General features: G+C 71.2%; 7 protein-coding genes. 6 read left to right on the top strand and 1 reads right to left on the bottom strand.

Annotated features, from left to right (window positions below; translation table 11 throughout):
* Positions 1-247 precede the first annotated feature (247 nt).
* The 3 genes from BMZ92_RS01080 to BMZ92_RS01070 all read left to right on the top strand — a co-directional run bounded on the left by BMZ92_RS01080 (position 248) and on the right by BMZ92_RS01070 (position 6,197).
* Positions 248-1,075, top strand: coding sequence for a M55 family metallopeptidase (locus tag BMZ92_RS01080; RefSeq protein ID WP_091503624.1), 828 nt, complete (start codon positions 248-250; stop codon positions 1,073-1,075).
* A complete protein-coding gene (locus tag BMZ92_RS01075; protein WP_091503623.1) occupies positions 1,068-2,357 on the top strand; it encodes a M20/M25/M40 family metallo-hydrolase in 1,290 nt (429 codons plus the stop codon). Before BMZ92_RS01080 ends, BMZ92_RS01075 begins: the two co-directional genes overlap by 8 nt.
* Positions 2,358-2,432: 75 nt before the next feature.
* Complete coding sequence (locus BMZ92_RS01070; protein WP_091503622.1) at positions 2,433-6,197, top strand: GH92 family glycosyl hydrolase; 3,765 nt, start codon at positions 2,433-2,435, stop codon at positions 6,195-6,197.
* Positions 6,198-6,213: 16 nt separating this feature from the next.
* Here the strand turns inward: BMZ92_RS01070 and BMZ92_RS01065 are convergent, their stop codons facing one another.
* Positions 6,214-7,008, bottom strand: a complete 795-nt coding sequence (locus BMZ92_RS01065; RefSeq protein ID WP_091503620.1) for a class I SAM-dependent methyltransferase — start codon at positions 7,006-7,008, stop codon at positions 6,214-6,216.
* 138 nt (positions 7,009-7,146) lie between these two features.
* Here BMZ92_RS01065 and BMZ92_RS01060 point away from each other — a divergent pair, with 138 nt between their 5' ends.
* The 3 genes from BMZ92_RS01060 to BMZ92_RS01050 are packed head-to-tail and all read left to right on the top strand — an operon-like array spanning position 7,147 to position 13,249.
* Positions 7,147-10,101 carry a GH92 family glycosyl hydrolase gene (locus BMZ92_RS01060; protein ID WP_425425779.1) on the top strand — a complete coding sequence of 985 codons (2,955 nt, stop codon included), beginning with the start codon at positions 7,147-7,149 and terminating at the stop codon, positions 10,099-10,101.
* Complete coding sequence (locus tag BMZ92_RS01055) at positions 10,101-12,260, top strand: FUSC family protein (RefSeq protein WP_245782820.1); 2,160 nt, start codon at positions 10,101-10,103, stop codon at positions 12,258-12,260. Before BMZ92_RS01060 ends, BMZ92_RS01055 begins: the two co-directional genes overlap by 1 nt.
* A complete protein-coding gene (locus BMZ92_RS01050) occupies positions 12,257-13,249 on the top strand; it encodes a malate dehydrogenase (protein ID WP_091503619.1) in 993 nt (330 codons plus the stop codon). Before BMZ92_RS01055 ends, BMZ92_RS01050 begins: the two co-directional genes overlap by 4 nt.
* Positions 13,250-13,293: the final 44 nt, after the last annotated feature.

Here is a 13,293-nt window from a genome sequence, read left to right as displayed (position 1 = left end):
CGTCGGTTCGAGCTGTCCCGCCGATCATCGCACCCGTCACTCGATCGTGTGGTCTGGCCGCCGGCGGCGTCCCGATCGCGGGTTCCGCCCCTCCAACCCTGCGGGCAGGTCACCACAGCGGCGCCACGCTCGGTGCGCCTGTCCTTCCGGGTAGCCGGCCCGGTCGCGTCAGCCCCCCGAGCGACCGGACCGGCCCACCCGCGCACGAGCCGGGAGCCGGGCTCGCGCCCCGGTAGGGTCGCGGACCATGCGCATCCTGATCTCCGCCGACATGGAGGGCGCCACGGGCGTCACGTGGACCGACGACGTGATCCCGGGCACCGAGCAGTGGCAGCGCTTCCGGCGGTTGTTCACCGGGGACGTCAACGCCGCGATCGCGGGGCTGCACGAGGGCGGCGCGAGCGACGTGCTGGTCAACGAGGCGCACTCGTCCCAGCGCAACCTGCTGCTGGAGGACCTCGACCCGCGCGCCCGCATGCTCACCGGCCGCCACAAGCCGCTGTCGATGATGCAGGGCATCGACTCCGGCGTGGACGGCGTGGTGTTCCTCGGCTACCACGCCGGTGCCGGCGGTGACGGGGTTTTGTCCCACACGTACCTGGAAAACCAGATCACCGGAGTCTGGCTCGACGGCGTGCCGGCCAGCGAGGGGCGGCTCAACGCGGCGCTGGCGGCCGAGTACGGCGTGCCCGTGCTGATGGTCACCGGCGACGACAAGACGTGCGACGACGCCCGCGACTACGCGCCCGAGGCGATCGGTGTCGCGGTGAAGGAGTGCGTGAGCCGCTACGCCGCGATCTGCACCCCGCCGCAGCGGACGGCCACCGCGCTGAAGGTCGCCGCCGAGCGCGCGATGTCCAGGGCGGGCCGTGGTGACGCGCGGCGGCACCCGCACCGCATCGAGGTGGAGTTCGACGCGAGCCACCTCGCGCAGGCCGCCGCCGTGGTGCCCACGGTGGAGCAGACCGGGGTGCGTAGGGTCGGCTTCGAGGCAGCGGACATGACCGAGGCGATGAAGGCGTTCAAGGTGGTCACGGCGATCGCCGCGGGCGCGGTACAGGGGATCTATGGCTGACGTGGTGGAGTTGTGCGCCCAGCTGGTGCGGTTCGACACGACGAACCGGGGGCACGGGGACTCGGAGGGCGAGCGCGAGGCGGCGGAGTTCGTCGCGGGGGTGCTGTCGGAGGCGGGCATCGAGCCGAAGATCCTGGAGTCCGCGCCACGGCGGGCGAACGTGCTGGCGCGCGTGCCGGGCACCGACCCCGCGTTGCCGCCGCTGCTGATCCAGGGCCACCTCGACGTGGTGCCCGCGGACCCGGTGGACTGGTCGGTGCACCCGTTCTCCGGCGAGGTCCGCGACGGTTTCCTGTGGGGCCGCGGCACGGTGGACATGAAGGACTTCTGCGCCATGGTGCTGTCGCTGCTCTCCGACGGGCTGCGCCCGCGGCGGGAGCTGGTGCTGGCGTTCGTGGCCGACGAGGAGGACCGCGGCGAGTGGGGCGCGCACTGGCTCGCCGCCGAGCACCGCGAGTTCTTCGACGGCTGCGCCGCCGCCATCAGCGAAACCGGCGGCTACACCTACCACGCGCCGGCGGCGGACGGGCGGACCGTGCGGCTGTACCCGGTGGGCACCGCCGAACGCGGGACCGCGCACATGCGGGTGACCGCCCGTGGCCGCGCCGGGCACGGTTCACGCCGCAACGACGACAACGCCGTCGTGCACCTGGTCGACGCGCTGCACCGGATCGCCGCACACCGCTGGCCCGTGCACCTCACCCCGACCGTCGAGGCGTTCCTGCGGCGGGCCGGCGAGGCGCTCGGCGTCTCGGTCGATCTGTCCGATGTGGACGGTACGCTCGCCAGGCTGGGCCCGGCCGCGGCGCTGGTGGAGAACGCGGTCCGCAACAGCTGCACGCCCACGATGCTCGACGCCGGGTACAAGGTGAACGTGATCCCGAGCGTGGCGCAGGCGCAGCTGGACACGCGGGTGCTGCCGGGCAGCGAGGAGGACCTGTTCGCGACGATCGACAGCCTGCTCGGGCCGCACGTCGAGCGTGAGTTCGTGGCACACCAGCCGCCGGTGCAGGCGCCGGTGGACTCGCCGTGGTTCGAGGCGATGGCGGCGGCGCTGCGGGCGGAGGACCCGGAGGCCGTCGTGGTGCCGTTCTGCATGGGCGGCGGCACGGACGCGAAGGCGTTCAGCCCGCTGGGGATCAACTGCTACGGCTTCGCGCCGCTGTGGGTGCCGGAGGGCTACCCGTACAACGCGATGGCGCACGGCGTCGACGAACGGGTGCCCGTCGAGGGCCTCCGGTTCGGTAAGCGCGTGCTGGGGCACCTACTTTCGTCGGTGTGACCGGCCTGTCCTGTTTCGGCCAGGTTTCGCCGGAATCCTTGACGCACCAGGGGTTGCCGCGCTGAGCTTCGGCTCATGGTCCGAACCAGCGCAGTGTTCGTGGCGTGTGCCGCCCTCGTGGCGGGGCTGGCCGCCGTGCCCTCGGCGGCGGCCGCCCCCGCGATCGCGAGCTTCTCCTCCTCCTTCGAGCCCGGCGACCCGCAGCCCGCCGTCGACACGGCCGAGCGCGCGTCGGGGGTCAACGGCGCCAACGGTTCCGTCGTCCCCGGCGACGTCAGGGGCAAGATCACCCAGGTCACCGCCAGCGACGAGAACACCGGCGGCAACGAGGTCGCGGTCAACCTCGTCGACGCGAACCCCGACACCAAGTGGCTGGCGTGGGAACCCACCGGCTGGGTGCGGTTCCAGTTCTCCGAGCCGGTCTCGATCACGCACTACGCGCTCACCGCGGGCAACGACGCCCCCGAGCGCGACCCGAAGGACTGGACGCTGCAGGGCTCCGCCGACGGCCAGACCTGGACGACGATCGACCAGCAGTCCGGGCAGAGCCTCGGGGAACGCCTGGAGACCCACACCTACCAGCTCGGCGGTCCGGTCACCTACCAGTACTTCCGGCTGGAGGTCACCGCGAACAACGGCGGCCCGATCCTGCAGCTGTCGGAACTGCTGCTGGCCAACGACGAACCGGCCCCGCCGCCGCTGCCGCACATGCGCAGCTACCCCGACGGCGGCCCGGCGAGCGGGTACAGCAACAAGCCGCGCGCGGGCTACACGGGGCTGCACGCCTTCCACTACACCGGCACGCAGACCAGCGAGGGCCGCGGCTACTCGTACAACACGATGTTCGACGTGCACATCCCGGTGCGCCCGGACACCGAGCTGTCGTACAAGATCTTCCCCGAGTTCACCGGGGCGGACCTGAAGTACCCGAGCACGAACGTCGCCGTCGACCTCGCGTTCACCGACGGCACGTACCTCAGCGACCTCGGCGCCACCGACCAGTACGGGTTCACGCTGTCCCCGCAGGGCCAGGGCGCCGGGAAAGCGCTCTACACCAACCAGTGGAACCTGATTCGCGCCCAGCTGGGCAAGGTCGCGCGCGGTAAGACGGTCGACCGGATCATCCTCGGCTACGACAACGCGAACGGCCCGGCGAGCTTCAACGGCTGGGTCGACGACGTGCAGATCGCGCCCGTGCCGCAGCGTCCGGCCGCGCGGCTGTCGGACAACGTGCTCACCACCCGCGGCACCAACGCGAACGGCAACTTCTCGCGGGGCAACAACTTCCCCGCCACCGCGCTGCCGCACGGGTTCAACTTCTGGACCCCGGTGACCGACGCGGGGGCCGACAACTGGCTCTACCGCTACCACGAGTCCAACAACGACCAGAACCTGCCGACGCTGCAGGCGTTCGGGCTCAGCCACGAGCCGAGCCCGTGGATGGGCGACCGCCAGACGTTCCAGGTCATGCCCTCGGCGACGGCCGGGGTGCCGGACGGCAACCGCACGGCGCGGGCGCTGCCGTTCAAGCACGAGAACGAAACCGCGCGCCCGTACTACTACGGCGTGCGGTTCGAGAACGGCATCCGCGGGGAGATCGCGCCCACCGACCACGCGGCGATGTTCCGGTTCACCTTCCCCGACGGGAACGCGAACCTCGTCTTCGACAACATCCGCAACGAGGGCGGGCTCACGCTCGACCCCGCGACGAGCTCGCTGTCCGGCTACTCCGACGTGAACGCCGGTTCCGCCGGTGCCACCCGGATGTACGTGTACGCCACGTTCGACCAGGCGCCCACCACCGGCGCGATGCTGCCGGGCGACGGCCGGGACAACGTGCGCGGCTACCTCAAGTTCGCCTCGAAGACCGTCACGATGCGGATCGCGACCTCGCTGATCAGCCTCGACCAGGCGAAGCGGAACCTGGCGCTGGAGATCGCCCCGCGGGCGTCGTTCGAGTCGGTGAAGGACGCCGCACAGGCGGCGTGGGACCGGCAGCTCGGCGTGATCGAGGTCGAGGGCGCCAGCCAGGACCAGCTGACCACGCTGTACTCCAACCTCTACCGGCTGTTCCTCTACCCGAACTCGGGCTTCGAGAACACCGGCACCGCGCGGCAGCCGAAGTACCAGTACCAGAGCCCCGTCAGTGCCGGGGTGAAGGACGGCACGATGTACGTCAACAACGGGTTCTGGGACACCTACCGGACCACGTGGTCGGCGTACGACCTGCTCTCGCCGGACATGGCGGGCAAGATGATCGACGGGTTCGTGCAGCAGTACCGGGACGGCGGCTGGATCTCCCGCTGGTCCTCCCCCGGCTACGCCGACCTGATGACCGGCACCAGCTCCGACGTCGCCTTCGCCGACGCCTACCTCAAGGGCATCGACAACTTCGACGTCCGGTCGGCCTACGACGCGGCGGTCAAGAACGCCACCGTGCTCCCGCCGAACGACGCCGTCGGCCGCAAGGGGCTGGACACCTCGATCTTCCTCGGCTACACCCCCACCACCACGGGCGAGGGCATGTCGTGGGCGCTCGAGGGCTACATCAACGACTTCGGCATCGCGAACATGTCGAAGAAGCTCTACGACCAGGCGCGGCCGAACGACCCGCGCAAGCAGGAGTACCTGGACAACTACACCTACTTCCTCAACCGCGCCCAGAACTACGTGACGATGTTCGACCCGAGCGTCGGCTTCTTCCAGGGCCGCAACCCGGACGGCAGCTTCCGGCTGCCGGCGGGCCAGTACGACCCGCGCAACTGGGGCGGCGACTACACCGAGACCGACGGCTGGGGCATGGCGTTCACCGTGCCGCAGGACGGGCAGGGCCTGGCGAACCTCTACGGCGGCAAGCAGGGCCTGGCGAACAAGCTCGACCAGTTCTTCGCCACGCCCGAAACCGCGACCTTCCGTGGTTCGTACACCGGCATCATCCACGAGATGCGCGAAGCGCGGGACGTGCGGATGGGCCAGTACGGGCATTCGAACCAGCCCTCGCACCACATCCTCTACATGTACGACTACGCCGGTCAGCCGTTCAAGACGCAGGCGAAGGTGCGGGAAGCGCTTTCACGCCTCTACGTCGGCAGCGAGCTGGGCCAGGGGTACCCGGGTGACGAGGACAACGGCGAGATGTCGGCCTGGTACATCTTCAGCGCCCTGGGCTTCTACCCGCTGCAGATGGGCAGCCCGAACTACGCGGTCGGCTCCCCGTTGTTCACCAAGGCCACGCTCCACCTGCCCGGCCGCGACCTGGTGATCAACGCGCCGAAGAACAACGCGAAGAACGTCTACGTGCAGGGCCTGCGGGTCAACGGCAGGCCGTGGACCTCGACGTCGCTGCCCGCGGACCTGATCTCCCACGGCGGCACGCTCGACTTCGACATGGGCCCGAACCCGTCGAAGTGGGGCACCGGCCCCGGCGACGCCCCGGCGTCGATCACCAAGGGCGACCAGGTGCCGCAGCCGCTCGCCGACGTGACCGGCCCCGGCAAGGGCACCGGCTCGGACGCCGCGTTGTTCGACAACACGTCGAAGACCGAGGCGCAGGCCACGACCGTGACCTACCAGCTGGCCGCGCCGGGGAACCCGGTGTCGTCGTACACGCTGACCTCGGGCAAGCAGGCGGGGGCCGACCCGGCCGCCTGGGTGCTCAGCGGCTCGAACGACGGACAGCACTGGACGACGCTCGACAGCCGCAGCGGCCAGTCGTTCCAGTGGCGCGACCAGACGCGGCCGTTCCAGGTGGCGCACCCGGGCAGCTACACGAGCTACCGGCTGCAGTTCACCGGCCAGGTGACCCTCGCGGAGGTGGAGCTGCTGGGCAAGGCGCGCTGAACGAGCGCGGACCCGGTCACCGGCGGGCCGCCCTCCCCTGGGCCGCGACCAGCGGGAGGCTGACCAGCCAGGTGTCCGGGTCCTCGCTCTTCCGCCGCCACTGCTCGTACCCACCGCGGCCGTGCACCTGGATCGGGTGGCCGCCGCGGATCAGCTGATCGATGGAGAGCCGCAGCCATTCCAGCCCGGACGAGCCGCCGGGGACGATGGGCGCCTCGACGACCGCGGAGACGTCCTCCAGCCCGCGCGCCCGGAACAGGGCGGGCAACTTCCGCCCCCACTTCGCCGTGAACCCGGCGGTCTCCATCGCGGCCAGCGCCGCCAGCACGACCTCGCGGTGCAGCCCGTCGCCCATGCCGTGGAAGGGAAACTCCTCGGCCTCCTCCACCAGCAGCCAGCCGCCCGGCCGCAGCGCCGCGACGAGCGCATCGAGGACCCGATCGCGCTCCGGGAGGTGGCCGAGCACCAGACGGGCGTGCACCAGGTCGAACTCCCCTTCGGGCGGCCGCTCCGAGCGGAGGTCCAGCTGCCGGACCTCCACGTTGTCCAGGCCCTCCCCGGTGAAGAACGACGTGTCGAGGTCGGCCGCGAGCACCCGGCCCGCCGGGCCGACGCGGTCACTCAGCCAGCGGGTCACCGACCCCGCTCCGGTACCCACCTCCAGGCAGTGCCAGCCGGCGCCCACCCCGAGCCGCTCCAGCCTGCCGACCGTCCCGGGGTCGTAGCTCTCCTCGAGCGCGCGGAGCCGCCGGGGGACGTCCGCCACGTGCCTTCCGTTGAAGATGTACTCGTTCCCGAGTTCGGTGGACATGGGCTTCCTCTCCGTGGTTTCCTCCAGGTTTCGATCTTTCTCCCGCCGGACGCGCCGCCTGGCCGTGCCGGGGCACCACGACCCGATAGGACGGGTCAGATACCTCGCCGGGCAACCGGAGCGGGTTACGGTAGGGCCGTGATCGCCGACCGGTTCTTTTCGTCCTTCGAAGAGGGGGATCCCGTTCCGCTCGCCGGGGAGATCGGGGCCGGGCCCGCGGAGTCGCCCACCGCGAAGGCGGGTGTGGGGTTCACCGGGCTGCGGGCGCTGCGGTACGACCGGCCTGGCCGGGTGCGGCTGTTCGACGTGGACGTCCCGGCTGGTGAGCACACCGGGCTGTCCTATGTGGTCTTCCCCGAGCGGGGCACCTCCGTGGCGCTGGATGTGGAGCTGGACGACGGCAGCACCCTGACGGACGTGCTCGACCCGAAGGCGCTCTACCCGGACCAGTGGAACCTCGTCCGCCGCCCGCTGCCACCGGGGCGGGTGCGGGCGATCGTGCTCGCGGGCGGGGACGACGCGGGCTGGCTCGACGACGTCCGCATCAGCGACCGGCCGCCGCGGCGGCGGGACCCGGTGGACTGGGTGCGCACCACCCGCGGCACCCATTCCAGCTCGGAGTTCTCGCGCGGCAACACGTTCCCGGCCACCGCGGTGCCCCACGGCTTCAACTTCTGGACCCCGGTCACCGACGCGTCGTCCACGACCTGGCTGTACGAGTACCACCGCCGCAACGACGCCACGAACCGCCCTCGCCTGGCGGGTTTCGCGCTCAGCCACCAGCCCAGCCCCTGGATGGGTGACCGGCACACCTTCCACGTCATCCCCGAAGGCGATCTCGCGTTCACGCACGAGCACGAGACCGGCCGGCCGCACCACTACGGCGTGCGGTTCGACAGCGGGCTCACCGTCGACCTCGCGCCGGCCGACCACGCCGCGGTGTTCCGCTTCACCTTCCCCGGCGAGGCGAAGATCCGGTTCGCCTGCAAGCGCGGTGGGATCCGCGTGGACCCGAAACGCGGCACGGTCACCGGCTACACGTGGGTACGCAGCCGCCTGTCCGTGGGCGCGCGCCGGATGTTCGTGCACGGCGCATTCGACCGGCCGGGCCGCCGCGACGGCAAGGCGCTCGCGTTCGGCACCGCCACCGTCCAGCTGCGCATCGCGACGTCGCTGATCAGCGCGAAGCAGGCCCGGCGCAACCTCGACGCCGAGATCCCGGCCGGTACGACGTTCGAGCAGGTGCGGGAGGACGCGCGGCAGGCGTGGCAGGACCTGCTCGGGCGGATCGAGCTGGACGGCGCGACCGAGGACCAGCTGACCACCTTCTACTCGGGCCTCTACCGGCTGTTCCTCTACCCCAACTCCGCCCACGAGGAGACCCCGCGCGGCCGGCGGCACGCGAGCCCCGTCGTGCGTCGCTGGTGGCCCAGCACCCGCCGCCGCACCGGCGCGAAGGTCGTCGACGGGCCGATGTCGGTCAACAACGGCTTCTGGGACACCTACCGCACCTGCTGGCCCGCGTATGCGCTGCTCACGCCACGCAAGTGCGGTGAGCTGATCGAGGGTTTCGTGCAGCAGTACCGCGAAGGCGGCTGGATCGCGCGCTGGTCCTCCCCCGGCTACGCCGACCTCATGACGGGCACCAGCTCCGACGTCGCCTTCGCCGACGCCTACCTCAAGGGCGTGCGGAACTTCGACGTCGAAGCCGCCTACGACGCGGCGCTCAGGAACGCCACCGTCGCCCCGCCGCGCCGGGGCGTCGGCCGCAAGGGCCTGCACGAGTCGATCTTCCTGGGTTTCACGCCGCTCAGCACCCACGAGGGCCTGTCCTGGGCACTGGAGGCGTGCATCAACGACTTCGGCATCGCCAACCTGGCGGCCGCGCTGGGACGCGCCGACGACGCGGCCTACTTCCGGCAGCGCGCCCTGCACTACGTCCACCACTTCGACCCGCGGACCGGGTTCTTCCAGGGCCGCCACCGCGACGGCGCGTGGCGCTGGTCCCCGCAGGACTACGACCCGGCGCGCTGGGGCTTCGACTACACCGAGACCAACGGCTGGAACACGGCGTTCTCGGTCCCGCACGACGGGCAGGGACTGGCGAACCTGCACGGCGGCCGCGCCGCACTGGAGTCCAAATTGGACGCTTTCTTCGCGACGCCCGAGACGGGGCGCAACCCCGGCTCCTACGGCGGGATCATCCACGAGATGACCGAGGCGCGCGACGTGCGGCTGGGCCAGTACGGCCATTCGAACCAGCCGTCACACCACATCCCCTGGATGTACGCGTACGCGGGTGCGGCGGCGAAGGGCCAGGCGGTCGTCCGCGAGGTGCTGACCCGCTGCTACCTCGGCAGCGAGATCGGGCAGGGCTACCCCGGCGACGAGGACAACGGCGAGATGTCCGCCTGGTACGTCTTCGCCTCCCTCGGCCTGTACCCGCTCGCCGTGGGCAGCCCCGGCTACGTCCTGGGCGCGCCGCTGTTCCGGCGCGCGGAAATCGCACTGGAGAACGGAAAGCACGTGGTGATCACGACGTCCGGCAGCGGGCCGTACGTACGCCGCCTGCGGGTCGACGGCGAGCCGCACGAGCAGGCGTGGCTGTCGCACGACCGGCTCGTCACGGGCGCGACGCTGGAGTTCGAGCTGGCCGCGGAACCGTCCGAGTGGGGCACCCCGCCCCCGTCGCTCACCGAAGGCGACGCCCCGCCGCGCCCGCTGGCCGACCTGCCCGGCCGCTCGACGCATCCCACGCTGTCCGACGACACGAGCCGCACCCAGCTCACGTTCACCTCGCCACCGGCGATCGAGTTCACAGTGGACGGTCCACCACGGCCCGTGGAGCTGTACACGCTCACCTCGGGCGCGCACGGCTCCCCCACCGCGTGGGTGCTGGAGGGCAGCGAGGACGGGCAGACGTGGCAGGTGCTCGACGAGCGTGCGGGCGAGACGTTCCGCTGGCGCCGCCAGACGCGGCCGTTCGCGCTCACGGCATCGGCCGCCTTCCCGCGCTACCGGTTGCGGATCACGGCGTTCTCCGGGCGGCGGTTGTCGCTGGCCCAGTGGGAACTGCTGGCCGGGGAGCGCTGATGGACACCCTGCGGATGACCGCCGAACGGCTGCGTGACCGGCTCGTGGCCGCCGACCCGGGGCTGCTGCGGCTGCACCGCGCGGGCCTCGCGGTGGGCGGCATCGTGTTCGCGATCGCCGTGCTGGGCCTCGCGGGCCGCCCCATCCCGACGATCATGGTGGCGGCGATCGGCGCGATGCAGTCGGCCTTCACCGTCAACGACAAGGAACCGCGCGCGCAGGCCGTGACGCTCGTGCTCGCGTTCTGCTCGGGCGCGCTGTCGCTGACCGTCGCCGCGTTCGGGATCACCAGGCCGCCGTTGGACAGCGTGCTGTTCATCCTGCTGATCTTCCTGGCGGTCTACGCGCAGCGGTTCGCGCCGCGCGGCCCCGCGCTGGGCGCGCTCGCGTTCTTCATGTTCTTCTTCTCGATGTTCCTGCAGATCCACCTCACGCAGCTGCCGCAGTACCTCCTGGCGCTGGCCGTCGGGCTCACCGGCAACGCCGTGATGCGGTTCCTGGTGCTCCGGCGCAACCCCGGACGGGAGCTGACGCGGGTGCGCAGGGCGTTCCGGGCCCGGCTCGGCAGGCACGCGGCCGCCGCGGCGGCCTACCTCGCGAGCGGCGGCACCGAGCGCCGCCGCAACCAGCTGCGCCGCGCGGACTCCCGGCTGCACGAGTCGGTCCTGATGATCGAGGACGCCATCAACGAGGTGATGGACCCGCCCGCGTCGGAACTGCTGCGGCGCCGGGCCATCGAGATCGAGATCGCCGCGCAGTGGCTGTCGCTCGTGGTGCGCCGCACCAGCACCGAGAAGCTGCCCGACGAGGTGCGGGACGAGCTGGTCGGCAGCCTGCTGCGGTTCGAGCACCTCATCGAGCACGACCCCCGCGAGCTGCCGGTGATCAGCGACACCGACGAGTTCAGCAGGATGCTCGTCACCGGCAGCCGCCTGCGGGACAAACCCGAGCCCGGCGACGAGCTGCGGCGCGCCATCGCCGAGCTCGCGCTCGCCGACGTCAACGCGCAGCGCATCGCCGAGCACGACTACTCCGCCGAAGCCGAGCTGCCCGAGCCCGATGAGCCGGAGCCCAAGCGCTTCTTCGCCTTCGACAACCAGGCGCGCGCGGCGCTGCAGGCCATGATCGGCGGGGGTCTGGCCGTGCTCGGCGGCGAACTGGTGTCGCACCAGCGGTGGTACTGGGCGGTGCTGACGGTGTTCGTCGTGTTCCTCAACACCTCGACCACGGGCGCCACGTTCGTCAAGGGCTTCCGGCGGGTCGTCGGCACGCTCGTCGGGATCTTCGGCGGGATGCTGCTGGCGCTGCTCGTCACCGGCAACCTCGCGCTCACCGTCGTGCTGATCCTGGTGTGCGTGTTCTGCCTGGTCTACACGGCGCGCGTGTCGCAGCTGGTGATGTCGTTCTTCATCACCTGCATGCTCGGCCTGCTCTACAGCATGCTCGGCACGTTCACCATCGACGTGCTGTGGCTGCGGGTGGCGGAGACCACGGTGGGCGCCGCCGCCGGGATCATCGCGGCGGTCGTGGTGCTGCCCGTGCGCACCAGGACGGTGCTGCGCTCGGACCTGGAGGCGGTGCTGGGCGACGTGCACGAGTTCCTCGACGGGGTCGAGGCGCTGCTGTCCGGCCGGGAGAACATCAACGTCATCGAGCTGTCGCGGGAGCTGGACCGGTCGATCGAACAGGTCCGCACGACGGTCGAACCGCTCACCCACCCGATGAGCCTGTCCAGCCGCCGCGACTTCGGCGCGAGCGTGCTGTCCGCGCTCGACCGGATCTCCTTCCGGGCGCGCCACATCGCGGCCCGCGCCGAGCCCGGTCTGCTCGCCGGGGACGACCGGCTCACCGGGCTCGCCGACCGGATCAGCCACAACCTCGACGTGCTGACCGAGTCGGTGCGGGGCTGCACGCAGGACAAGCTCGACCGGGACCCTGAGACGGCGGTCACGCGGGAGTCCGACGACCGGCACGTGCGGTCCGTGCTGACCAGCCTGAGCCGCCTTGACGAGGGGATCATCGCGCTGGGGCGGGTGTTCGGCGTCCCGGCAGCGGAATCGGTCAAGCCGGATGTGGGGCGACGCACCCGGTCGGCGGGACCGGAGGCCGATAGAGTTCGCACTACAAGCCAAGAGAACGTCCGCAGGAGTACGCAATGACCCAAGCCCCCGTCAACGTCACCGTCACCGGCGCCGCCGGCCAGATCGGCTACGCGCTGCTGTTCCGCATCGCGTCCGGTCAGCTGCTCGGCGCGGACACGCCGGTGAAGCTGCGGCTGCTGGAGATCCCGCAGGCGGTCAAGGCGGCCGAGGGCACCGCGATGGAACTCGAAGACGGCGCTTTCCCGCTGCTCGCGGGCACCGACATCTTCGACGACCCGAAGCAGGCGTTCGAGGGCGCCAACGTGGCGCTGCTCGTCGGCGCCCGCCCCCGCACGAAGGGCATGGAGCGCGGCGACCTGCTGGAGGCCAACGGCGGCATCTTCAAGCCGCAGGGCGAGGCGATCAACGCCGGCGCGGCCGACGACATCAAGGTGCTCGTCGTCGGCAACCCGGCCAACACCAACGCGCTGATCGCGCAGTCCAACGCCCCCGACGTGCCCGCCGAGCGGTTCACCGCCATGACGCGCCTCGACCACAACCGGGCGCTGGCCCAGCTGGCGAAGAAGCTCGGCGTGTCCGTGGCCGACATCAAGAAGATGACGATCTGGGGCAACCACTCCGCCACCCAGTACCCGGACCTGTTCCACGCGGAGGTCGGCGGGAAGACCGCGGCCGAGGCCGTGAACGACCAGAAGTGGCTGGAGGAGGACTTCATCCCGACGGTCGCCAAGCGCGGCGCGGCGATCATCGAGGCCCGTGGCGCGTCGTCGGCGGCGTCGGCCGCTTCGGCCGCGATCGACCACGTGTACACCTGGGTCAACGGCACCGCCGAGGGCGACTGGACCTCGATGGCCGTCCCGTCGGACGGCTCGTACGGCGTGCCGGAGGGGCTCATCTCGTCGTTCCCGGTGACCACCCGTGACGGGAAGTGGGAGATCGTGCAGGGCCTGGAGATCGACGAGTTCTCGCGCGGCAAGATCGACGCTTCGGTGGCCGAGCTGGCCGAGGAGCGGGAGGCTGTGCGGAAGCTCGGGTTGGTTGGCTGAGTTCTGCTTTCGGTGTTCGGCTCGACGCCCCGGCCTGGCGGCCG

It is taken from the genome of Amycolatopsis sacchari, from assembly GCF_900114035.1.
Classification (GTDB): Bacteria; Actinomycetota; Actinomycetes; order Mycobacteriales; family Pseudonocardiaceae; genus Amycolatopsis_E; species Amycolatopsis_E sacchari.
Note: the sequence above shows the minus strand (reverse complement) of the source record. Positions and strands in the feature narration are given on the sequence as shown.

Bases quoted from the DNA above. Each gene is read 5' to 3' on its own strand.
- BMZ92_RS01070 (WP_091503622.1), top strand. From the start codon at position 2,433: ATGGTCCGAACCAGCGCAGTGTTCGTGGCGTGTGCCGCCCTCGTGGCG.
- BMZ92_RS01075 (WP_091503623.1), top strand. From the start codon at position 1,068: ATGGCTGACGTGGTGGAGTTGTGCGCCCAGCTGGTGCGGTTCGACACG.
- BMZ92_RS01065 (WP_091503620.1), bottom strand. From the start codon at position 7,008: ATGTCCACCGAACTCGGGAACGAGTACATCTTCAACGGAAGGCACGTG.
- BMZ92_RS01050 (WP_091503619.1), top strand. From the start codon at position 12,257: ATGACCCAAGCCCCCGTCAACGTCACCGTCACCGGCGCCGCCGGCCAG.
- BMZ92_RS01080 (WP_091503624.1), top strand. From the start codon at position 248: ATGCGCATCCTGATCTCCGCCGACATGGAGGGCGCCACGGGCGTCACG.
- BMZ92_RS01055 (WP_245782820.1), top strand. From the start codon at position 10,101: ATGGACACCCTGCGGATGACCGCCGAACGGCTGCGTGACCGGCTCGTG.